The following is a 23,572-nucleotide window of genomic DNA, read 5'->3' on the forward strand; positions in this document are numbered from 1 at the left end:
GTTCTTCTTGGTCGATGAACCATCTACCGGAGACCTCACTGCGTCCGGCTCACAACACGCCGATGCTCACCCCACTTCGAAACACGCCCTAGGCGCGTCGATGTGCACGCGCAGCACGGTCGGGCCAAGAGCGATCTCGTCGCCCGTGCGGAGGTCGTGTTCGGGGAAGTGCCGGTGGTCCGCGTCCTCGGGTGCCTGGCCGGCCTCCCTCTGCCCGATCTTCACGCCGTTGACGTATGTGCCGTTGCGGCGGCCGAAGTCGCGGACGCGGATGTCCGGCGCATTTGATGTCCAGCAGGCAGTGGTGCCGCGAGATGGTGCGGTGGTCACTGTCGTCGGGAACCCCGCGGTGAGCAGTCCGATGCACGCCCGACGATGCAGGTGGAGCGTTCGTGGAAGACGAACCTCCGGCCCCGCTGGGCCCCCTCGGTCACCTCGAGCGTGACGATCGCCTTCACCGGATCGCGCCCCCCGACTCGGCCGGGTCGTGGACTTGGAGTTCCCAGTCGAGCTCCCAGGTACGGACGGTCGCGGCCATGTCGGCGGACAGAGCGAAGCGGCCGTCGGCACTGAGGTCGACGCTGGTCACACGGTCGGTGTGACCAGCGAGGGTGCGCAGGCATTCGCCGGTGGCCAGGTCCCACAGCCGGAGGGCGGCATCGCCTCCGCCGGAGAGCGCGAAGCGCCCGTCGGTGCTCATGCTGAGCGCCTGCACATTGTCGACGGCGTCGATCAGGGTCCGCAGGCATCGTCCGGTGCCGACGTCCCACAACCGGATCTCGGCGTCCGCCCCCCCGGACAGGACGAGCCGTCCGTCGGCGCTGAGGCACACCGCGCGGGCCCTGCTCACCCGCGCTCCCATTCCGCCCAGCCGTGGGTCACACGGAAGGTCGACGGGCTCCGATCTAGCCCTCTGAACTGCGAAAACTCTGTCGGGACGGCGGGGTTTGAACCCACGACCCCTTGACCCCCAGGCACAGCAAACCAGTCGATCAAGGTCGATGGAAGTCGATCGGGGAGCCCCTCACCTGCGAAAGCGTGTGGGGGAGTCGTGACGAGTCCGGAGGAGTCCGACCACGGTGGCTCCCCGATCGGCTCCCCATGTTCTTCCGCCCAGGAGGGTTCTACGGCGGGCAGAGCTCGAAGCTTCGATGGTGTGTGGGTGGCTGTCAGTGCGCGTCGATGGAGTCTGTGATGCGGCGGGCCTACTGTCATGTCCACCGTGATGATGCCGTGGGCAAGGGGAGCCCGGCCGTTCGAAACCCTGCAGATCTCGACATGGTGTCCCCCGCACTGGGCGAACATCAGCCGCGCGAGGATGTCGTTGTAGTAGCGGACCGCATGCCGCCACCGGCCCCGCTCGGCGGAGGTGTCCACACCGATCTCCACTACCGACTTCGGCGAGACACCGATGTGGCGGATCGGTACCTGCGCCACGGGTCAGCCTCCCGCCCCAGCCCATTGGCAGCGCCGTGGGCCGGGGTGCTCTCGGCCCACGGCGGTGAGCTGGCCGGCGAGCTTGAACCGGGCCGGTGCTGCCAGCGGAGCCGAACGCGCCACGACCCCGTCGCCCCCTCATGTCCCTCATCGGTCCCGACCGAGGAGTGACCGGGAAGTGACTGGCGCGAGAGCGGCCTGGGGCAGCCTGAACAGGTATCCGATCCGCTAGTGCGTCGCCTTGGCCAGCGGACTGCCGCATGCCGGAGCGCGACGGCGTCAGAACGACAGAAAGGACGACGGCATGAGTGACGAAAAGATCACCTCTGACCTCGACGGCCTGCCCATGGACGTCTTCGAGCTGGCCGAGCTGGCCGGGGTGTCCCAAGCGGAGTTGGAAGTGGAGTCCTTGACCGCTGGTCACGGAATGCTCGAGACAGGTGCCTCCCCTTGCGCCTGCGTGTGCAGCAGCCTCTGCTCCTGCACATGCTGCTCCGCCTGACCGGCAGGGCGGGACCCGAGGCCGGCAGGCGCGGCTGACCGGGAGAGGAATCACGGAGAGGACCACGAAGGGAAAGGGCAATGCGGAATGCCGGGGCACATGGGGAGTCGCCGTGCGGTGAGTGGCAGGTGGGGCCGGTTCCGCTGGTCCGACTGGCCGGGATGCCGTCGTCCGCTCTCGCAGGCCTCCGCTGCGCGAGATCCTTCGCCCAAGTCCAATTCCTCCTCGACCAGGAGGACCGGCTAGCCGCCGAGGCGGAGGCACTGACGGACGCGCTCCACCGTCTGATCGGTGGCCTGGCGCCGGATTCGAGGGCGCGGCCGGGGCTCGTGGGGCTCCGCCGCGCACTCCACGCCCGGCGGCTACCGGGACCCCGCGCGTGGAACGCCGAGTTGGCCTCCGCGCTGCCTGCCGGTCTTGCCGGTCAGGTGGCCGACTGGACGGCACTGTGCACCGACCGCGACGGGACGCGAGAGGGGCTGCCGGCGGTTCTCGCGAGGGAGCACGCGGCCACCAATACGGCCCTGCGCGAGGCGGCGGCGGACGCCGGGTTCCGGCGCGCCTTATCCCAGGGGGCCCCGGCACTGCTCGACGACATCGGGAGCTGGATCCAGGACCCGAGACGGGCCCCGCGTCCGCGCAAGCGGCTCCGGATCGCCAAGTACCTCTCACGGGCAGCCGCCAAGACCAGTCCCTACAGCACCTTCATGTACGTCGCCACCGGACGGTGGCTCTCTGACGACCCGTCCGAGGCGCCACCGGCCGGTGCGCCGGTCGTCGCGGTCCGGCGCGGCTCGGCCGATCCGCTGGGCATGCTGGAACTCGATGGCGGGCCTCTTACCGCGCTCCGCACCCACCTGGCCCGCCATCCGGAACTGGTGGGAGCGGCCGTGGTCCGCATCAACCCCAGTGCGACGTACGTCGGCGATTCCGTGAGTTTCCTTGCCGCGTCACCGTCCGAACCTCTCATCACCCTGCGCTGCTCACCGGCGGTCACCCGCTGCCTGCGACTGCTGCGCGATGTGCGCGCTCCCCTCACCAGGGAGAAACTCGTCACGGCACTGGCACCGGGCCGCCCCGCCGGTGGCGGGAAGGACGCCGAGGGCTGCGCCGAGGCAGACCGACTGGTGGGCCTCCTTCTGGCCGCCGGGCTGCTCCAGGCCGATATCCCCATCGACGAGCACGCCGTCGATGTGCTGGGCGAGTTGAGCCGGTGGGTGCGCGCCCGCGCCCGCGAAGACACCGGTGACCTCCGCGAACTGGCCGAGCTGATCGAGGCGGTACGGGCCGAACTGCGGCTGGATGTGCCGGTGCCGGACGTGGACCGGAACCGCGCACGCCACGACCGGCTGCGGATGGCCGTCAACGCGCTGACGCGGCACATCGACATGGCTGCCGGGTACGACGACCGCGCCGCCTCTCCCACGGCCCGCCACCCAGCAGCCGGGTCCCCCGTTGCGGTCCCGCCCGCACCCATCGCGCATGAATCGGCGCTGCTGCTTGGTGAGGACGCCGAGCTGTCCATGGCCCGATGGCGTCCAGCCCTTGACGATCTCGATGTGCTGAGGTGCTTCCTCACCGTTTTCGACCCGAACCTCTCGCTGCGGATCACGTTGGGGCAACACGCTCAGGAACGCTTCAGCGAGGGCGAGGAGATCGGATTCCTCGCCTTCTACCGCTCCGTCCAAGAGGAACTGGAGGGCGACGGCGACAGCGTTTTTCACGCAGATCTCCGCCGGGCGCTCGTCCCTCTCTGGCCGGGTGTCCCAGCCACGCCCGCGGGCGGGTGGCGCCTGAAGCGCCTTCAGGAACTCGAACAATTGCGTGCACAGGCCGGTGATGCCTTATTCGGCCGGGTGGAGCGCGACGGCATCGCCCGCGCCGAGTCAGCGGTGCTGGCGGAACTGGTGGCCCGATGGCCCGACTGGATCGTGCCCCCCGTCTCGGTCGCCTGGTACGTCCAGGTTCTCTCCGCCGGTCACGAGTCCTGCCGGCTGGTGTTGAACAGCGTCCACGGCGGCCACGGCAGGGGACTCAGCCGCCTGCTGCATCTGAAGAGGCGCGCGGAGACCGGCGTACCACGGGCGTTCCCGGTCAAGGGCACGAACAATGGCATTCTCCGCGGGGGCGTACACGCTCCGACCCCCGCGGAACTCAGCGGCCTGTTCGGCTCGACCCTGAACGTGCGGCTGCCCGTCGTACCGTACGAGATCGACTACCCGTACACCACGAGCAGCCGTCCCACGGCCGAGCGGATCCCCCTGGGAGAGCTCAGTGTCAGGCTTGATCCTGCCACCGAGATGCCCGAGCTGCTCTGGGCGCGGGAAGGAATCCGGATCGTCCCCCACCACCTGGGCATGACCGCGGAGTTCACCCTCCCCAGGGCGGCGCGGTTTCTGATGCGCGCCTTCAGTCCCAGCTATTTCGTGCACTCCGTCGCCCCGCCGCTGTCAGCCGTGGGATCGTCCAGGCCCGCCGCGCCGGCCGAGGAAGCAAGCGCCGTCCACGAGCCCCGCGTCGAGGTCGGCCGCGTGGTGCTCCAGCGTGCCCGGTGGACCGTCCCGGGCGCGCTGGTCCCCTCCCGCGGGAGCGGCGAGTCGGACGCGGTCTTCATGGAGCGAATCGCCGCGTGGCTGCGGCGAGAGGGAATCCCCAGCCGGGTCTTCGTACGGGCGTGGCACACGCCTTTCCGTGTCGACGACATCAAGTCGCGCAAACCGATGTACATCGACTTCGCTTCGCCGTGGCTCCTCGCGCTCTTCGAACGCATGACAGGACCGGGTAGGACGGTCGTGCTCGACGAGGCCCTGCCCGACCCGCTCACACCACCACTCTGCGGCGCCAGGGAAGCCGTGGTGACGGAAGTACTGCTGGAGATGTCAACGGGGAGGAGCACGGGCCATGCATGAGCTGTCGATCCCGCGGGCCGGCGACGAGTCCGAGTGGGTCAGTGTCCACGCCTTCCACCAAGGCGACCTTACAGACCTCCTGCTGACCGCCGTCGAACCGCTCATGACCGCCCTCACGGCCGAAGGTACGGCGACCGCCTGGTTCTTCCTACGCTACTGGGACGGCGGCCCCCATCTGCGGCTGCGCGTGCTGCCCACCAGCCCCGCCCACCGCGACCAAGTACTGGCCCGGGTCACCGGAGAACTGGAACGGCATCTGCAGGACCACCCCTCGTCCCGGTGGCTTGAGCAACGGGAGTACGCGCACCTCGCACCGCTGCTTGCCGCGAGGGAGCACATGGCGTCATACGAGCGGCTGATGTACCCCAACGACTCCGTGGTCGCCCTGCCCTACCGCAGGGAGCACTGCCGCTACGGGTACAGCGTGAGTATCGAGGCCGTGGAGAGGCACTTCGCCGAATCCAGCCGGCTCGTCACCGGGCTGCTCCGCGCCGGTTGCCGGCGCCCGGCCCTGCGTGACACCTTCGCCTTCTGCCTGCTGCTGGTCACCTGGTCGGTCGCCCGGTCCCCATGGTCCGGGCGACGGCCGACCCCTGACGACCTCCCGGACACCGCTGAACTGGAGGCCTGCTATCTCGGTCAGCGGGACAGGCTGACCCGACTGGCGGCCGGCGTGCGGGCGTACGGGGTGCGCGGCAACGGGGAGCGCGGCCCGGCGAACGGCGCACTCGGCTTCTGGGCCAGGTCCCTGGACGAACTGAGGAGCATGCTCACCGGCGCTGGCAACGCCGGCACCCCCATCCCCGCCGTGCTGGACCTCTGCGCCCATCTGGCCTGCAACCGCCTGGGCGTCATGCCGAACGAGGAGTGGCGCATCCGCTATCTGGCCGCCCGCACGGCCGCCGAGTCCCTCGGCGACGGAGCCCGGTGATGACCGGCAACCTCAACCGGGCCGAAACCGAAACCGGCGCAACATGGCGAAGTATCCATGTGCACCACCACGACACCCGCCGTCAGGACGACCTCCTGCTGGACGCGGTGCGGCCGGTGATGGCACAGGTGCGCGATCGGGTGACCAGCGCGTTCTTCGTCAGACACTGGTTGAGGGGCCCGCATGTGCGGCTGAACGTCCGCGCCACGCCAGAGGTCTTCACCGCGGTGGTACGGCCCGTGGCCGAAGGCATGGTGGGGGAGTACCTGCGGACGGCGCCTTCCCGCACCGGCGGTCCCACGCCCAGGACGCTGGCGGGTCACCGGCGGCTGGCCGAGCTTGAGGCGGAACCGGGCCCCCTCCTGCCCTGGCATCCCGACAACTCGGTGCGTGAGCAACCGTACGATCCCCGGCTGTCCGTACTCGGCAGCGAGGAAGCGACCCGGTTGCTGACGGACCTGTACGACGCAGCGAACGACCTGGTCTTCCGTACGCTCGCGGGCGTACGGGAAGCAGGGATGTCCCGCCTGGGCGTGGCCTACGACCTGTTGATCGCCACCGCGCACGCCTTCGCCCCGTCGGGAATCGGCAGCGGATTCGTCTCCTTCCGCTCACACGCCGAGGCCTTCCTGACAACCTGGCCGGAAGGCCACGGCAAGCGTTCCGCGTGGGACGAGCACTACACCCGACACGCCGACGCCCTCACCCGGCGCGTGGACACGGTGATCTCGGCCGCGGCTCCGGGCACGGATACGGCACGGGACTGGGTGACCGTACTGGGCCGGTCGGCACGCCGCGGACGTGAACTGATCAATTCCGGCCACGACTTCGGCATGCGCCCACGCCCTGGCGGACCAGTCCCGGCCGCCCACGGGGAACTGCTCGGCAGGAGCCCTTTCCACCGCGCTCTGGAGGACAGCCCCCGTTGGCCGCGAATCCGCGAGTCCGCAGAATTCCTGCACTATCGGCTGAGCCTGAACCTGCTCTATCTCCACCTGACCCGGCTGGGCGTCACCCCCATGGAACGCTTCATGCTGTGCCACCTCACGGCCAACGCGGTGGAGGACGCCGTGGGAGTGCGGGCCATAGACCTCCTCCGGTCCTGAAAGAACCCGTAAGCCCTTCGTCGAAAGGCACTCCATGCCGGATGTCACCGCAAGCCTCGAAGAACTGCTCGGGATGCGCCGCGGCGTGTACAGCGCGACTAGTCCCAGTGGAGAACTCTTTCTGCTCTCGGCCGGGCAGGCCCAGTCCCTCGGCAGACCAAGCTCGGTACAGCGCGCGCTCCTGCGCGAACTGGCGGGACCGCCGCGCACCTTAAAGGAGCTGCTCGCCGCGGCTCGCGCGCCGGACAGCGACAACGACACTCTTCGCCTGATCCATCGCCTGCGGGAGGCAGGGTGGCTCACCATCACGGCTGTCACTGAGGGGAGACACACCCACACGGTGGAACCGCTCGTCCCGCCGCCACCACCGCCCCAGCCGCCAGCCGAGACGGAAGAAGGATGGCCGGTGCTGTCCCGCTTCGCCGCCGTCTTGCGACGCGATGACGGGCTGGTCCTGCAGTCCCCCCGGGCCTGGTGCGACGTCAGCCTGCACGACCCGGCTGCGGTGGGGCTACTCGGCTACCTGGCCGGTACAGGAACGCATCAGCCGCCCGGCAATCTGCCGCACCCGGCCACCACGGCCCGGCTCCTGTATGACCTGCGCTGGGCCGGTTTGACCGTCCGATCAGCAGGTGAGGAGGACGGCGAAGCGCGCACCCGTCAGTGGAGTCCGCACGAGCTGTGGTTCCACGAGCGCAGCCGGGTGGGATCCAGGGCCGCACTCGGTGAAGGGTTCGGTGCCACGCTCTGGGCCCATGACCGCTTCCCACCCGTCCCCGCGCGCCACCGGCCGTATCCCAGCCGCGTCGTCGACCTGCCCCGCCCCGACCTCGGTGCGCTGCGCGCTACCGACCCGACGCTCACCACTGTGCTGGAAGACCGCCGCAGCATCCGGGTGCACGTGGACGCCCCGGCCCTGAGCACCGCGCAGCTCGGGGAGTTCCTCTACCGGTGCGCCCGCACCAAGAAGGTCGTTTCCTACGGGGGCGGGGTGGAGTCCGCAGCGCGCCCCTACCCATCGGGAGGGGGGGTCCACGAACTGGAGGTGTACCCGGTCGTGCGCCGGATGGCCGATCTCGACCCGGGCATGTACCACTACGACTCGCACGCTCATGAACTGCGTCTGGTGCGCGAGCACACCCACCCGGCGGTACTAAGGCTGTTGCGCACCGCCGCCACCGCCCACCGCGGTCCGTTGCAGGTGCTGCTGGTAATCGCAGCCCGCTCCGGCCGGGTGATGCTGAGGTACGAGGCCATGGCATACGCACTGACTCTTAAACACGTTGGTGTTCTCTACCAGACCATGTACTGCGTGGCCACGGCGATGGGACTGGCGCCGTGCGCCCTGGGTGCCGGCGACGCCCCGGCGTTCGCGCATGCGACCGGTCGCGACGCATTGGAGGAGTGCGGCGTGGGGGAATTCGCCCTTGCCTGCACTCCCGCAACCCATCAGAAGGGGGAGCAGTGAAGCCCCGGCCGGACGATCCGGCGAACGGTTCGCGCCTGCGCTGGCGGGACGACGCGTATGCGGCGCTCTCGCCCACCGGTACTGCCGTGCTCACCCACCGCGGCACCACCATCTTTACCCAACCGGGAGCGCTCCGGTGGATCGAGCGGCTGATGCCCCATCTCGACGGGCGCCATACCCTGGCCGAGCTGACCGCTGACCTGCCGCCGGACCGTGCGCGGTACGTCGAACGCCTGGTGACCGCGTTGCTGGATGCCGACGCAGTGCGGGGGGCAGCGGAGGCAATGTTCGATCCAGGTGACTCTCCCCAGGGGGCCGCCGCTGCTCACCGAGGCGAGACGACGTTCCTCAGCTACTTCAGCGACGCGGGGCCACAGGCATTCCAGCGCTATCGCGACAGCACCGCCCTGGTCCTCGGCGCGGGCCCCCTGCTGCCCGCCGCCCTGCGAGCCGCCTACCGCACGGGACTCCGCAAGGTGCACGCTGTCGTCACCGCCGAATCCCCTACCGACGAGGAAGCGCTGTACACCGCCGCTCGCACCGGTACGGTGACCCGCGGTGGCCCGCCAGCGTGCATCAGTTGGTACCAGGGCGTCGCGGAAACTGAGGCGGAACTGGCCCGGCTGCTGGGCTCTCCCGATTTGATCGTCCACTGCGCAGGCCGGCCGCTGCCCGAACGCGCCAGGCTTATCGACCGCCTGTGCGAGCGCGGCGGCGCGATCGTGGTGCAGATGCTCCTCGCGGGAGATGACGTGTGGCTGGGGCAGGCCGGCTGCCCGGGCCCGGGCCGGCCGGGTGCCTCTGCGGCCCTCCACCGGCTCACCCGCCCCGGCGACGAACACGCCCCAAGCGGACAGCGAGCGGCGGAACGGGCAGGCGTGGCCGCCGCAGCCAACCGAGCGGTCCATGACCTCTTCCGCCGGGCCACGAACGTAGCGCCGTCCTCCGACCGCCCGCACCTGACCCGGGTGACGGGGCAGGGCCTCGACGGCGGCGTCCACCACTTCCTGCCGCACCCCCTCGCCTCACCGGCCGCACCCCCGTCCACGGAGGAATTCATCGACCACGTCCTCCGGCTCCAGCAGACCCCGGCACTGGCCGCCGACGACTTCTCCCGGCGCGCCGCGGCTTGCTCGGATCCACGACTCGGCGTCATCGGGGAGGTCTCGGAAGGTGACCTCCCACAACTTCCCCTGCACATGGCACGAAGTCTCGTCTCCGACCCCGTCGGACTGCTCGAACCGGGCGGCCGCGCACCCGTGACAGCGGTGGGCACGGACTTCACCGCCGCTCGGCACCGCACCGCAATGGCCGCCCTCGCGGCCTACACCTCGCTGATGGTCGACCCGCGTCGCCTGCTGACGGCATCGGGCCGTCCTCTGCTCGAAGCCGACGCGGCACCATCCGCCGCGCTCGCCACCCTGACAGGTCCCGGCCCGGCCGGCGTGCTCCCGGCCACGGCACACGCGTCCAGCGGCTTCGTCCACACCCTCTGCCTGAAAAGCGGCCGACCACACCGACTGCCAGCAGCGGTGGCCTTCCCCGCCCTGCGGCGCGTCCCCGGCGCCTACCGAACCCCCTGCGGAGTCGCAGCGGCGCACACTTGGACGGCGGCGCTGCAGATGGGCCTCCTGCAGCATTGCGAGCAATTGACCGTCTCCTGGGCCCGCTCACCATCCCGACCACCCCTGCCGCAGATCGATCCGGAGTCCATTCCCCAGGACGCGACGGTCCGCTGGTGCTTGCCCATGGCGCTGGCCCTCGGCCTGTCTCTCACCGTTCACGATCTCACCGGCCCGCTGGGGGTGCCGGTTCTCGCCTGCCGCCTCGGCGACCGTCTCACGGCATACGGCAGCGGCACGACCTACACCCGCGCTCTGGGTGAGGGACTGCTGCAGCTGCTGGCGTCCTGGCAGACACCCCCAGGACTCGGCAGATCCCCCGGGCATCCGTGGCACGGAGAACCGGCGATGCCGCCCGGCCGGCTCGGCCACCGCATCATACGGCCGGTGCGGCCCAGGCCTGCGCCGCCCATGTCCGACCTGGTGGCCGCCCTGACACGCTCGGGCCTGCGTGTTCTGGCCGTCCCCCTGGATCATGACCCGCAGGTCCACGCGCTCGTGCCGTTCACCGTGCATGTGGTGGTGACTCATGACAGCCCCTGACCTTCCGACGGCCGCATTCCTGGTGCTGGGCGAGGGGGTGCTTCGCGACGCAGTCGCCGGCACTCTCGCCGAGTACGGCACGGTGCTCCCGACTGTGCCGGAACCTGCCCCGATGGGTGACCCACACAGCAGCGCCATCCGGGCGGTGGTGTCGCTCAGCGACATCTGGCGCGCGGAGCACCCGGCGCAGCTGAGGCGGTGGCGCCCGGGCCTTCCGGTGCCCCGGCTTCCCGTACGCGCACGGCTCGGCACCGTCGTCATGGGACCGCTGGACTTGCCGGGAACCACGGGTTGCGGGCTATGCATGCACATGCGCGCCCGCCGTGTGCGCCCGGGCCTGGAGGACACCGAAGCCGTGCGGGAAGCACACTCCGCGGCGCTTTCCGAGCGGCCCTCGTCGTGGCTGACCACGCTGAGCTGCGACACCGTGGCCGCACTGGTCGCCGCGGAGATGACGCGCCTTGTCCGCCCCACCAACCCCGTGCTTCCACCCGACCCCTCCGCCGCGCCCCTCACCCACCGGGCGGTCCTCCATGTCGACCTGGAACAGCTGGCCGTCACCCGGCATCCTTTCCTCCCGGAACCCCTGTGCCCGGAGTGCGGGACACTCCCCGACGATGGACCCGAGCACGCGCAACTCGTAATCTCCGCCCGGCCTAAACCCGCACCGGACCACCACCGGATTGGGCTGGTCCACGGCCGATACGACGCCGTCCTCGACACCTACGTCGACGCGCAGGCCGGAATGATCCCCGCCCTCGGCCACGACACCCAAGGCGGGCTCGTCGTGGCCGTCGCTCCGTTGCCGCTGCGCGCTCCCGGCCGTACCGAACATGGGTTCGGTCGTACCCGCAGCCACCAGGCGAGCTCACTGACGGCGGTGCTGGAGGCACTGGAACGCTGGGGCGGCGTAGAGCCGGGAGGGAAGAGGACGGTGGTGCGTGGAACTTACGCCGACCTTGCCGGCCGGGCACTGGACCCTCGTGTCCTCGGAGAGCACTCCGAGCAGAGCTATCGGCTTCCCGGCTTCGGTTACCGGCGCTTCACCGAGGACGCCGTCTGCGATTGGGTGTGGGGATACTCCTTCGCCCGGCGGGAACCGATCCTGTTGCCGCAGACCTTCGCCTACTACGGCGGACCCCACCGGAGGGCCTCGGAGGAACGGCCTTTCGCTTACGAGACCTCCAACGGCTGCGCCCTGGGCAGTTGCCTGGAGGAGGCCATCATCTACGGAATCCTGGAAGTCGCCGAGCGCGACGCGTTCCTGATGACCTGGTACGCCCGCATCTCCGCGCCCCTCATCGATTTGGAATCCTGCACCGATCGAACCGTGCCGCTGCAGGCCGCGGCCATCACCGCTCGCACCGGCTACCGGGTGCGGGTCCACGACACCACTCTCGAGCATGGTGTCCCGACCGTGTGGGCCATGGCGGTGCACCCTGGCGACCACGCATTCGGCGGCCGCGCCGGAGGCCTTCCCAGGACAGTCTCCGCCGCCGGCTCCCACCTGCTCCCGGAGAAGGCCGTGCTGAACGCGCTGAGCGAACTCGGCCCCATCCTCGCCGACCGTATCCGCAGGCATCCGGCTGAGCAGCAGCGCGCCAAAGACCAGGTCGACGACGCCTACCTGGTGGAGACGATGGCAGACCATGCTCTCCTGTACGGGGCCTGGGAGGCCTACGACCGCCTGGGCTTCCTCACCGAGGAACCGGCGACATGCGCCATGAGAGACCTAGCCGCTAGACGAGACGGCGAACTTCGCGGACCCGGCGGCTTCCACAACGACGACCTACGAGACGATCTGGCGGGGCTGGTCCGGCGCTACACCGATGGGGGGATGGACGTCGTCGTCGTCGACCAGACCACGCCCGAGCACCAAGCCGGCCGACTCGCCTGTGTCAAGGTTCTCATCCCCGGCACCCTGCCTATGACCTTCGGACACCAGCACCGCAGGACACATGGTCTGCCCCGGCTGCGTGACGTCCCGCACCGCCTCGGTCACACTGCCCGCCCGCTGCGCCATGACGAGATGAACGACCATCCGCACCCGTTCCCCTAGGCCAACCGGTCATCGCGGGCCCACGCACGGCCGCCCATGCCTCTAGGAGCCCCTATGTTCGTCGCGGTACTCGCTTGGGATCTGGCTGAATCCCCCGTGACTTTCGCCGAGCTTCGCGCCTGGGTGGCGGGCACGGCTGCCGCCCAGTACGCGGCGTTGCCGGGAGTCTGTATCAAATGCTGGTTCTCGAACGAGGAACGGAGGGTGTGGGGGGCCGTCTACCTGGTGGAATCTCCTGAGGCCATCCATCCGGACAGGCTGCCGCGGCTACCGGACGGCAGTACCGGGCCGGTGGGGACCCCCCCGACGTCCGTAGCGTGGTTTGCGCTCGAAGCGTGTGTGTTCGGGCCTGGTGACATGGCGACCCTAGTATCCGCAGGACTTGCGATGTCCGCAGGTCTCCGCCCCTCGAAGCGACCGACGGCACGTCTGCGCCGTACGGCTCCCACTCGCCCGAGCGACCGATCGGTGAGGCCGTCGCAGCCGCCGCCCTCTGGGCTCGCCTGAGGATCCAGCCCTCACTCAACTCGAATGCAACCGCATTGCGATCGACGGGTCCGTTCCGTGAGCGATGGGGCGTGGGGCCACTACGTGCGAGGCTGTTTCTGCAGGTCAAGCCGAGGGTGCGGCGGCCTCGTGCGGTGGTGCGGACTGCGGGTCGGGCTGAGCAGTGGCGGCGGATGGGGGACCCTTCCTCGACGCCGAAATGCGGTTTCTTGGTGACCCCATCGAGAGCGCTCGATCCGCGATGCCTACCGATGTCCGTCCGGTCACGTGGGCTGCTTCGGGCAATGCCCCGACCGCATGGCCTTCGGTCGGCCCGTATGTCTCGCCGCGAAGGAGAATGGGCTCGGCTTGGCCCGCATTCCGCAGACGGTTCCAGATAAGCAAGTAGAGGGCGAATCCGGTGGACGCCGCTATGGTCACGAGCGGTGCAAGCAGCAGGCTCTCGGCGAGTGCATGGCGGGTGGCATGGGGCTCCTTTATAGGCACTGGTGGTCAGGGACAGAATGGTGTTCTTCGCGGTCATTGCGGAACTGTGCATACACCCGTGCGCAGCCGTGGGCGTTCCACTCTCGCTCCCAGCTGCCCGTTGCATTTGGCCGGGGCCGATCCGGAACGTCACGGTTCGGTGGTCGTCCACATCGTCGAGGTATCCGACGGCGATGTCGGTAGCGAACCCGGTCCGGTGATAGGCAGCGGTGGCGGTGTCGTCGTCCAGGTGAGGTTCACCGAGTCGGAACTAAACCCGAAAGGAGCACCGTCCAGGACCCGGTTCAGGGCCCTGACGAGCCCGCCTCTCTTATCTCTCCGGTGATCACCATGTCATTGCGATCTGCCAGTTGAGAACAACGCTCACCTGTCACCGGCCGAGCGACGGTCGGTCAGTTCTCTGGAAGTGGTGGCGGGCTTGCCGCGGTGGCCTGCAAGGACCTGCTGTCAGGGTCGGGGGCGAGGTTTCCTTCCATGTCGACCCAGGTGTCGTGCCAGGCGTGGCCGTGTTCAGGGCCTTGCTGCCAGGTGTGGGTGACACGCCCGCCGGGGTCGCGGGCGAACACCGACAGGTCGCCGCTGGGATTGAGGACGACGGCCGGGTCGCTGGTGAGCTGGCCGCCCAGAGGCGTCCATCCTGACCAGGGCCCGCCGGTTCCGGTCTGCCAGCGGTGGTGCAGGCCGCCGTCGGTGCCGCGGGCGAACAAGACCATCCCGCCGTCACGGCCCACCAGCACCGTCGGCCGGCCCACCACTGCGCCTTCCATATCGACCCAGCCTTCATGCCAGGCGTAACCCTCCTCGGAGCTGTGCTGCCAGGTGTGGGTGACCCGCCCGCCGGGGTCGCGGGCGAACACCGACAGAGCATCGTTGGGGCTGAGCACCACGGCCGGGTCGCTGGCCAGTTGGCCGCCCAGAGGCGTCCATCCTGACCAGGGCCCGCCGGTTCCGGTCTGCCAGCGGTGGTGCAGGCCGCCGTCGGTGCCGCGGGCGAACAGGACCATCCCGCCGTCACGGCCGACGAGGACGGTGGGGCGGCCTTGGGTGGCGCCTTCCATGTCGACCCAGCCCTCGTGCCAGGCGTAACCCTCCTCGGGGCCGTGCTGCCAAGTGTGAGTGACACGCCCGCCCGGATCACGAGCGAACACCGACAGAGCGCCGTTAGGACTCAGGACCACGGCAGGGTCGCTGGCCAGTTGGCCGCCCAGGGACACCCAGTTGGGGGCCCATGCACCCGCCTCGGACTGCCAGGTGTGCCACAGAGCCCCGTCGTCACCGCGGACGAACACCGCCAACTTGCCGTAGCGCCCCACCAGCGCCCACGGACGCCCCACCGCCGCCGCCGCAGGACGGCCCAGCGGCGTCCACCCCGACCACGCACCACCCGGCGCGTTCTGCCAGCGATGAATCACCCCACCGGAAGCATCGACACCGAACACCACCATCCCCGAACCATGGTCCACCACCGACGGCACCCCCACACTCACCCGCGACACCCACCGGGACGCGGTCCACCAGGTGGTCTCCTTGCGGGCACCGGCCCAGTTGAAGCTGAAGTGCACGTGGTTGGTGTGCGGGTTGTCTCCCGTGTACGGTCGCCAGCCGGCGTCGGGGCGGTACGCCTCCCACATGCGCCGGTTCCAGATCATGTACATGATCCCGAAGCGGCGGGCTAGTGCGTGCGGGTTGCCGTGCCGGTCGGTGGCCAGCAGCCAGTCGATGAGATCGGCTGCTATATGGGCCTGGGTGTGGACGTCCACGCCCCAGTCCCAGGCACGTCCTTCCTTGTGTTCACTGGGGCCGCCGCGGCCGCACTCCCTGCTGATTCCGAGGTCGTGTGTCTCGGGATAGGCGGCGAGCACCAGGTCACGGAACGCGGCCACTCCGGGCTTGGCCGCCGGGTCGCAATCCTGCTGGCCTTCGTACCTCGCGTACGGATCGATCTGGGGACCGAAGTCCGGCGGCCGAGGTGGCATGGCTGTGCTCCTTGAACAGGAAAGTGGTCCCGACACGACCTACTCTTCGCCCGCCCTCTATCGCCTCGGTCACCTCCCGGTCACGCGGTTGGGCCGCGGTCCCGCAGGGGCGTCGTGGTGGGCGTCCTCTGGCGGAAGACCTCGTCGGCGATGCCGAGCGCGAGCGTGACGCCGTCCTCGGCGTCGCCGCCGATTTGCCAGGCTTCGGCATACGCCTCCGCTTCCAGGTGTTCGCGGGCCCGATCCTTCGCGCGCGTGTGCTGGACATGGAGAGGGATGAGGCCGGTGAGCGCGGCACCGGTCACCTGGCGTTGGCGATGCGCGGCTCCCAGCAGTTGAGCGGCATGATGATGATGCTCGAGCGCGCTCGCCGCCCAGGCGAGTGTCTCCAGGGCCCATGCGGGACCCCACCGGTCGTCTATGCGGCGTTGCCGCACCAGGGCGTCGCACAGAGGCAGCAGCGCACCGCTGGGATCCCCATGCAGGAGTTCGGTCAGGCCGGTGCACCATTGGGCCCAGGTGCAGGCCCACTCGGCGCCAGAGGCGTTGGCGTCGGCGACGTAGGCTTCGCACGCGGAAACGGCGGTGCTCTGGTCCCCGAGGAAGGCGGCGGCAATCGCCCAGAACATCGTGGCCATGTGAGCGTCTCCGGTGTGGCCGGCGGCGCGGAAGCCCTCCCGCGCCCGCGCCAGTTGGTCGATGCAGGCGGGGTCGCCGTGCGCCAGCAACATGTGCACACCCTCGACATAGGCCACGGCCGGGGATTGCGCGCGCGACGGATCGGCCGAGTGGCAATGGTCCAGGAACGTTCGGGAGGCCGCCTGGTCTCCCTGGAGGGTGGCGATGAAGGCCTTCATGACCGTCGCCACGATGGTCGTCTCGCAGATTTCGGGGGTGAGATTCGCCGACAGACTTTCCAGCCAGTGCCGCGCCTCGCCCAGAGTGCTGCTGAAGAACCAGGAGCGGGTGCGGGTGAGGTCCGCGGCGATCTGCGCCCCATTGTGAGCCCGCTCGGGTCGGGTGAGGCAGAACCCGAGGGCGGCGCGCAGGTTGGGGAGTTCTGTGCGCAGCCGGTCCAGCCATCGGACTTCTCGAGGGCTGCACCAGTCCGCAGCGGCAGATTTGGCCAGGGCCTGGTAGTGGTCGCAGTGGCGACCGCGGTACTGGACATCGTTGTCGCCTGCCCGGAGGCGGTCCAGCCCGTATTGGCGGATGGTTTCCAGAAGCCGGTAGCGAGCGGCGCCACCGGTACGCAGCCGGATCTCGCCGTCGACCGCCAGGACCGACTTGTGGATGAGCCCGGTGATCAGGTCGAGCAGGTCGGCTCCGTCGATGCCGTCCCCTGCGCAGACGGCCTCGGCGGCTTTGAGGTCGAAACTCCCGGCGAAGACTGACATGCGTGTCCACAGCAGGCGTTCCGCCGACGTGCACAGGCCGTAGCTCAGGTCCATGACGCCGCGCAGGGTCTGCCGATAGCGGTTCTCCGCAGGTGTCCGTGGGGCGGCCAGGAGCCGGAAGCGGTCGTCCAGACGGTCCAGGATCTCCTCGGCGGTAAGGGATGTCAGGCGGACGGCCGCAAGCTCGATGGCCAGCGGAATGCCGTCCAGCCGGCGGCAGAGTTCGGTGGCCGAGCCACTGTCGCGCACTGGGGCTGCGCAGGCCTGCGCACGGTCGCTCAGCAGCCGGACGGCCTCGCAAGCCCCCTCGGCGAGATCGTCGTGAAGGCCCAAGCCGGAGACGACAAGCACGTGCTCGCCCGGCACCGCGAGCCGCTCGCGGCTGGTGGCGAGAACCCGGAGGCCTGGAGCCGCGCACAGCAGGTGCTGCACCAGCGGCGCCACGGCGTCCACCAGATGTTCGCAGTTGTCCAGGACGAGCAGCAGCCGCCGATCGCGCACATGGTCGGCCAAGGAGTCCACTGCCGAGCGCACGGACTGGTCGCGTATCTCCAGGGCTTCGGCGACTGCGCGTGCCACCAGCGTCGCGTCGGTCAGCGCGGCCAGGTCCGCCAGCCACACCCCTTCGGGGAAGGAGGCCGACACCTGCCGAGCAGCGCGCAGGGCGAGCCTGGTCTTGCCGACTCCTCCTACTCCGGTCAGCGTGACCAGACGGGACAGGCGCAGGAGGCGCCATGTCTCGGCCAGTTCTTTCTCCCTGCCGACGAAGGACGTCGTTTCGGAAGGCAGGTTCCCCAGATCGCGTGCTGTGCGCGGGTGTACCGCGGCGATCTGCGGGTCCGCCGCGAGTATCCGCCGATGAAGCCGCTGGAGTTCTTCGCCCGGATCGATTCCCAGCTCGTCGGCGAGCAGACGGGTGACCTGGCGGTAGCACTCCAGCGCCTCCGCCTGCCGACCGCGTTGGAAGAAGGCGAGCATCTGCTGCGCCCAGAAGCGCTCGCGCAGCGGATGGCGCTCGGTCAGACGCCGCAGCTCGGGGAGGGCATCGCTGGGACGCCCGCACCGGATGACCGCGTCGATCCACGACTCCTGCGTGGCCAGGCGCTTCTCGTGCAGGGCCGCGACGACATCTTGAAACCGCTCTGTGGGTAAATCCGCCAGGGCTTCGCCTCTCCACAGTCCGAGGGCCTCGCCGAGCACCGCCGCGGCCTGCTCGTGGTCTCCCACAGATGACAGGGTTTCTCCCTTCCGGACGAGCGAGTCGAATCGGCGCGCGTCCAAGCCGTCCCGTGTCACGTGCAGCACGTAACCGTGACGATCGGTCACCACGACGTTCGGTCCCAGAACCCGGCGGAGCCGCAGGACGTAGTTCTGGAGGGCGTTGCGCGCCCCTTGCGGCGGGTTCTGCCCCCACAGTCTGCTCACCAGGGCGTCCATTGAGACGGTCTGATCGGCGTTGATGAGCAGCGCCGCTAGGAGACAGCGTTGCCGCTCGGCGCGGATCGTGACGCTGACGCCATCGCGTGTGACGTTGAGAGGGCCCAAGATCCCGAACTCGTACCGAACCACCACCCAAGAATATAACAACGAGTTACCAAATAGACACTCTACGACTCCATGTCTCAACGCTGCCAGGCCGTCCGGACGGCGGTACTCGCACCCGCCCAGTGGAGGAGGATCTCCTGCAACTCGGCTTCTGGCGGCCTCGCTTCGCTCCAGGCCGGTGTGCCGGGCGGCGGCGGCCGCCAGGTCGGTGCTCTTTAGGCGGTCACGGCTCCCCGGTTCAGACCTGTATTCGATGGGGTCACGGTCCAGGACACGGCTGTGTCTGGAGAAAGCGCCCAGTCGTCGGTCCTGCTTTCACGGCGACCCGTTCGGTGCCCTCCGGAGGAGCGCTGTACCCGATCGAGGCCTACGTCGCCGGGGCGGGCGCCCCTGGGGCACTACGCCCCCGCGCACCACGTACTGGAAACCGTGCGCGAAGGCGATCATCGCGCCGCGGTGAACGCGGCCCTGGCCGAACCAGTGGAGGGTCCCGCGGGGGCCTACCTGCTGCTGACGGCTGTCTTTTGGCGGTCGGGATTCAAGTACGGCGACTTCTCCTACCGGCTGCAGTGTCAGGAAGTCGGCGCACTCGCCGCTCAAGCCCGCGCAGTGGCCGAACGCGACGGCACCACCGTCCAAACGTACCTGCGCTTCGACGATCACGCGCTGACAGGGCTGCTGGGGCTGGATCCCGAGGCCGAGGGACTGCTCGCCGTCCTGAGCCTCCCGCAGGTGCCGGCCTCCGCCCGCCTGCTCCGCGCCCGCACGTTCCCCGCCCGGACGGCGGTGCCTGCACGACCAGCCCGTCCCGCCGTCTCCTCGCCCCCGGTCGCCGGCCTCTTACCGCACCTGGTGGCGCCGCACAGGGCGGCCGGGGCGCGAGCCCCCGCACCCACACGCTCGCCTGAGCCCGCCAGTCAATCCCGCTCCGGTGGTCTCGATGACAAGTACCGAGAGCTCCCGCCTTGGAAAGATCTTTCGAGGGGTACTTCTACGCTGGTGCTTGCCCGGGCGGGATCAGTGATGCGGCCAAACTGGCAGCCCGGTCCGTCGCCGACCCCCTCCGGTCGATCCGGGCTGAGTTTCACGAGACCCCCTGCGGCGACCATGCGCGCCACGGTCGAGATACCGGTGACCATCTGAGCATGTGCCTCAGGCCGGGCCTGGGTCTGGCGGGCCGGTCCTGGCAAGTGCTGTTTGTACTGCTACCCGCCCTGGCCTCCAGGCACTCGAACGCAAACGGGGCGCTGCACGGGCCGCGGAGACAGACCCCGCACGAACGCGCCGTCGGGGCGAACAGGCCCCTGAATGCCCGACCTGCGGCCCTGCCCTCGCTTCGAAGAGCAGAGCGACAGGAAGGCCCAGAACGCATCTGCCTGGGCGGGTGACCCACCACGGTTTTATCGCTCAGGGCGGACCCGGCGCGATCTGTCACAGGTGCGGCCAGAGGTGGGCGAACTCATGCTCGATGGCGTTGAGGGTGCGTGGGGCACCGATCATCCGCTCGATCAGGGCGTAACGGCGGCGCCTGACCCAGCCGCCGACCAGGCTGCCGGCGATGGCCGCACCGGGGATGAGGGCTCCGATGACCGGCGAGCCGATACTGACCAGGTCCTTGGCCGCTCCCACCATCTGGTCCCGGTTCGGGCGGCTACCAGCCAGTTCGCTCTCGAACCGGACGCCGTAGGCAGACAGTTCCTTGCATGCGCGCACGACGTCGGCCCGCTTGCCCTCGGCGATGGCGGCGTCGACGCGTGCGCAGTACTCGCGGAACCTCCGGGCCTGGCGGCTGTCTCTGATCTCCAGAGTGATCTCAAGGACCTCGGCGGGTCGGCTGGCGCGGCTGAGCACGTACCTCAGGACCAGCGGAATCCGGATCTTGAACGCCTCGTAGCCGAGCACCTGGTTGATCTGGTGGTCGGTTTCGGCCTCGGCGTCGCCGATCAGCACTGCAGCCCGTTCGGCGAATCCGGAGGGCCCGCGGGGCTCGACCAGTTCGGCGCGAAGCGCGTCCGCGCTGTACGGACACCCGAGCATGTCGGCCAGCAGCGAGTACACCTGCGCTCGGTAGATCAGCTGCGCGGCGAACCGTTCGGGCGTCCCGTCGGTCGACGTCACCTCCGTCTGGCTCCGCGCGAGGAGCAGGGTCGCGAAGTTACGGGGATAGAAATCGCGGTCACGGGCGATCCAGCGCATCTTGTGCGGGGATTGGTGCGCCACGTGGGGGGTCAGCCGCTCAAGGGCGGCGAGAACCAGGTCGGGTTCCAGGGGCAGGCCCAGAAGGCCGCTGACCACCTCGACCTGGCTTTGTCCGTTAGCGCCCGTGTGGCCCTGGCCACCGACGGCTGCCAGGCAGGTCGCCTTGGCAAGCCCGAGCACGGCGGAGTACCTCGGGCCAGGTCATCTTCTCCGTAGCGACCCTGATGACGCCCGCAGCGTCTCCCAGTATCTGAGCATGAGCCGCTCTGGACGCGCCGCCCGGCCCCACCGTTTGCGTGTACGAACTGGTGCCCGCCTCTGGCCCCGTCAGCACGCGTTCGTAGAGCACGAAGGCGTTGACGAGTTCCGCGACCGCCAGCATCATGAGGCGTGGCCGCGCAGGCCGCTGGCTCCCCGACAGTTCCCTGCCCGCGGTGTCGAAGTAGCGCAGGGCGTGGTCGATCGTGGCGTTGTCGAGGAGAATGCTGGAGATTCTGGGGCGGTTTCCGCCGTTGGCGTCCACGCGCTGCACGACGGCTCTGGCTAAATCAGGGGTGTCGAACAACGCACGGGCGTACTGCTCATAGAGCCTGTTGCGCTCTTGGTCGCGCTGGGGGTTGAACGGTTCCGCACCTGTCACGCCCTCCAGCATGCGCGTCGCAGCGGCGCCGCGCACGGCGAATCTTCCCTACCGCCGATAGTGGTCCAGGACCAGAGCCACCCCCCCAATCAAGGGCCATCCGAAGACGCCGGGCGAACACCACGCCCAACGCGCAGCATCGAGTTCTCTCCCCCGCGTCCTCTGACGCGGTCTCAGCAGCACCGATCCCCTCCATGAGGCTGGTACTTCCGCTCAGGGCCGCGCCGGCGAGGGAGGGCCGCGCAGTCGAACGCTGCATCGGACGTCTCAAACAATGGCGCGGCCTCGCCACCCGGTTCGACAAACTCGCCCGCACCTACCGGACAGCGATCGTCCTGGTAACTGCTCTGCTCTGGAGCAACACGTGATCCGCCGGACACGCCCTAGGCAGGACGTCCACGGGCCTGCTGGGTGGGAAGACAATTGGGATCGTTCCGTAGATTCGGCCGCAGTGTAGGGCGAAGTCGTCCGCGCCCAGTACCCTGGTACGACCCGATGAGCGGGGCGTGGGGTGCCGACTGGGTGGCGTTCCTGCACGGCTGGTCGCTGGCGGCCTGACCGGCATCCAACCGGTACCGACGCACGCCGCCCTGGTCGAGGCGATCGGATCGACGCTGACCGGGTCGGGCTGGCAGCGGTGCCAGCCCCCACTATCCGCGCCCCCTGCTCAGCTGCGTCCCCAAGTCCGCCCAGCCCTGAATCACGCGGGAACTGGTTCACCATTCCACTGGACGTGACCGGTGCGGACCGTTTGACCGAGCGTCATGCGCTCAGCGCGGCATATCCGGCTAACGCGGTCGAACCACCGGGACGAAAGTCCCTTTCTGGTTGTGAGACTGGGGGGTGATGGCTCCCCCTGCGGCTCCCGAGCGACGTTCGGGAACCGAAAAGGGGCCTCGAGTGCGATGCTCGAAGCCCCTCTGACCTGCGAAAACTCTGTCGGGACGGCGGGATTTGAACCCACGACCCCTTGACCCCCAGTGCCCAAAAAGCATTCATCCCGCCTCCTGCGCGATCAGTCGAATCCATGAGAACATGCAGGTCAGAGGCCTAAAGTGCGTGACGTGCAGTCATCCTGAATCCCGCCCCGTGGGGCAGAGTCCACTAACGAGCGACTAACAAACGATCATTCGGGGGAGTGACGTTGGGGTACGCGTTCAAACGCATCGACCGCCACGGCAAGCCGCGCTACACCGCCTGCTACGAAGACCTCAAAGGCAAGATCACATCGGCGGGGACCTTCTCGTCCAAGAAGGAGGCCGACAGGGCCTGGCAGCGCGCCGAGGCCGAGGTCGGCAAGGGCCGGGACTTCAACCTCAAGCGAGGCCGGCAGACCTTCAAGAAGTACGTCGAGGAAACCTGGCTGCCCAACCACGAGGTCGAGCCGACCACCATGCAGAGCTACCACTACTCGATCTACAAGCACGTCATGCCCGAGTTCGGCGCGATGCGGATGATGGACATCCTCCCCGAGCACGTCCGCGCTTGGATCAGGCAGATGAAGAGGAACGGCGTCTCCGCCGCCACCATCCGCTACAACAAGGTCGTCCTGAGCGCCATCTTCACCACCGCCCTGAACGACCAGGTCACCTACATCCACCCCTGCAAAGGAGTCCGCACCCCCACCGTCCCCGAGAAGCCACTGGAATCATCAGCCCCGAGCAGTTCGACGACCTCTACCACGCCCTCCCGGACGCCGACTCCAAACTCCTGGTCGAAACCGCCATCGAAACCGGCCTGCGCTGGGGCGAACTCACCGAACTCCGCGGCCGCGACCTGAAAACCCGCTCCCGCCTCCTGACGGTCAGCCGCGTCGTGGTGGAGCTCAATCCGAAGTTCCACCCCGAGGGCAAACGCTTCCTGGTCAAGGACTACCCCAAAGACAAAGAGTGGCGCCGCTTCAAGCTCAGCGACCAGATCGTCGCCAAACTCGAAGACCACATCATCGAAGAGAAACTCGGCACCGACGGCCTCCTGTTCGTCTACCAGCGGAGACCACGACCGAGGAGCGACCCGCCCCGCTCGACCCCGAAGCACTCGGCTGGACCGAAGAGAACGCCAAGGGACGTCGCTACCGGCACGGCACGCTGAGCGCCTACAACGCCGCCAAGTGCCGCTGCGACCACTGCAGACGAGCCTTCGCCGAATACCGCGCCCGCCGCCGCGCCGACGGCAAAGACAACCCCCGCGAACCCCGCCGACGCGAGACCGACGGCCACATCCCCGCCAACTGGTTTCGCAACCG

General features: G+C 69.0%; 15 protein-coding genes and 1 pseudogene. 10 read left to right on the forward strand and 6 right to left on the reverse strand.

Annotation, left to right across the window (positions count from 1 at the left end):
* Positions 1-66: 66 nt before the first annotated feature.
* A complete protein-coding gene (locus AB0C87_RS39955) occupies positions 67-330 on the reverse strand; it encodes an FHA domain-containing protein (RefSeq protein ID WP_360581782.1) in 264 nt (87 codons plus the stop codon).
* A 124-nt stretch (positions 331-454) separates the two neighbouring features.
* Positions 455-850 (reverse strand): hypothetical protein, encoded by a 396-nt coding sequence (locus tag AB0C87_RS39960; RefSeq protein WP_360581783.1) that lies wholly within the window; start codon positions 848-850, stop codon positions 455-457.
* A 933-nt stretch (positions 851-1,783) separates the two neighbouring features.
* Between AB0C87_RS39960 and AB0C87_RS39965 the strand changes: the two are divergent.
* From AB0C87_RS39965 to AB0C87_RS39995, 7 genes and pseudogenes are all read left to right on the forward strand, one after another.
* Positions 1,784-1,864: pseudogene (locus tag AB0C87_RS39965) on the forward strand (hypothetical protein); the annotation flags it as partial.
* Positions 1,865-2,331: 467 nt separating this feature from the next.
* Complete coding sequence (locus tag AB0C87_RS39970) at positions 2,332-4,848, forward strand: lantibiotic dehydratase (protein ID WP_360581784.1); 2,517 nt, start codon at positions 2,332-2,334, stop codon at positions 4,846-4,848.
* On the forward strand, positions 4,841-5,779 hold the full coding sequence (locus tag AB0C87_RS39975; protein WP_360581785.1) for a thiopeptide-type bacteriocin biosynthesis protein: 939 nt from the start codon (positions 4,841-4,843) through the stop codon (positions 5,777-5,779). The genes AB0C87_RS39970 and AB0C87_RS39975 overlap by 8 nt, the downstream gene beginning before the upstream one ends.
* Positions 5,779-6,885: a thiopeptide maturation pyridine synthase gene (locus AB0C87_RS39980; protein WP_360581786.1), complete on the forward strand. Its 1,107-nt coding sequence runs from the start codon at positions 5,779-5,781 to the stop codon at positions 6,883-6,885. Before AB0C87_RS39975 ends, AB0C87_RS39980 begins: the two co-directional genes overlap by 1 nt.
* Positions 6,886-6,919: 34 nt before the next feature.
* The gene (locus AB0C87_RS39985) at positions 6,920-8,353 is read left to right on the forward strand and encodes a SagB family peptide dehydrogenase (protein WP_360581787.1); all 1,434 of its coding nucleotides are present in this window, start codon (positions 6,920-6,922) and stop codon (positions 8,351-8,353) included.
* On the forward strand, positions 8,350-10,518 hold the full coding sequence (locus tag AB0C87_RS39990) for a hypothetical protein (protein ID WP_360581788.1): 2,169 nt from the start codon (positions 8,350-8,352) through the stop codon (positions 10,516-10,518). Before AB0C87_RS39985 ends, AB0C87_RS39990 begins: the two co-directional genes overlap by 4 nt.
* Entirely contained in the window at positions 10,505-12,577 is a 2,073-nt protein-coding gene (locus AB0C87_RS39995) for a TOMM precursor leader peptide-binding protein (RefSeq protein WP_360581789.1), read from the forward strand. Before AB0C87_RS39990 ends, AB0C87_RS39995 begins: the two co-directional genes overlap by 14 nt.
* Positions 12,578-13,962: 1,385 nt before the next feature.
* On the opposite strand, the gene AB0C87_RS40000 is transcribed toward AB0C87_RS39995, so the two are convergent.
* From AB0C87_RS40000 to AB0C87_RS40015, 4 genes are all read right to left on the reverse strand, one after another.
* Positions 13,963-15,546 (reverse strand): hypothetical protein, encoded by a 1,584-nt coding sequence (locus AB0C87_RS40000; RefSeq protein WP_360581790.1) that lies wholly within the window; start codon positions 15,544-15,546, stop codon positions 13,963-13,965.
* An 80-nt stretch (positions 15,547-15,626) separates the two neighbouring features.
* Positions 15,627-18,512 (reverse strand): BTAD domain-containing putative transcriptional regulator, encoded by a 2,886-nt coding sequence (locus tag AB0C87_RS40005; RefSeq protein WP_353832895.1) that lies wholly within the window; start codon positions 18,510-18,512, stop codon positions 15,627-15,629.
* A gap of 1,407 nt (positions 18,513-19,919) precedes the next feature.
* Positions 19,920-20,867: a hypothetical protein gene (locus AB0C87_RS40010; protein WP_360581791.1), complete on the reverse strand. Its 948-nt coding sequence runs from the start codon at positions 20,865-20,867 to the stop codon at positions 19,920-19,922.
* On the reverse strand, positions 20,803-21,363 hold the full coding sequence (locus AB0C87_RS40015) for a hypothetical protein (protein ID WP_360581792.1): 561 nt from the start codon (positions 21,361-21,363) through the stop codon (positions 20,803-20,805). The genes AB0C87_RS40010 and AB0C87_RS40015 overlap by 65 nt, the downstream gene beginning before the upstream one ends.
* Positions 21,364-21,521: 158 nt before the next feature.
* On the opposite strand from AB0C87_RS40015, the gene AB0C87_RS40020 reads away from it, so the two are divergent.
* The 3 genes from AB0C87_RS40020 (at position 21,522) to AB0C87_RS40030 (ending at position 23,418) form a co-directional block, all read left to right on the forward strand.
* A complete protein-coding gene (locus AB0C87_RS40020; RefSeq protein ID WP_360581793.1) occupies positions 21,522-21,695 on the forward strand; it encodes a transposase in 174 nt (57 codons plus the stop codon).
* Positions 21,696-22,465: 770 nt separating this feature from the next.
* Positions 22,466-23,107, forward strand: a complete 642-nt coding sequence (locus AB0C87_RS40025; RefSeq protein ID WP_360581794.1) for an N-terminal phage integrase SAM-like domain-containing protein — start codon at positions 22,466-22,468, stop codon at positions 23,105-23,107.
* Positions 23,038-23,418: a hypothetical protein gene (locus AB0C87_RS40030; protein WP_360581816.1), complete on the forward strand. Its 381-nt coding sequence runs from the start codon at positions 23,038-23,040 to the stop codon at positions 23,416-23,418. Before AB0C87_RS40025 ends, AB0C87_RS40030 begins: the two co-directional genes overlap by 70 nt.
* Positions 23,419-23,572 lie beyond the last annotated feature (154 nt).

The organism is Actinomadura sp. NPDC048021 (assembly GCF_040653135.1).
In the GTDB taxonomy this organism is placed as follows: Bacteria; Actinomycetota; Actinomycetes; order Streptosporangiales; family Streptosporangiaceae; genus Spirillospora; species Spirillospora verrucosospora.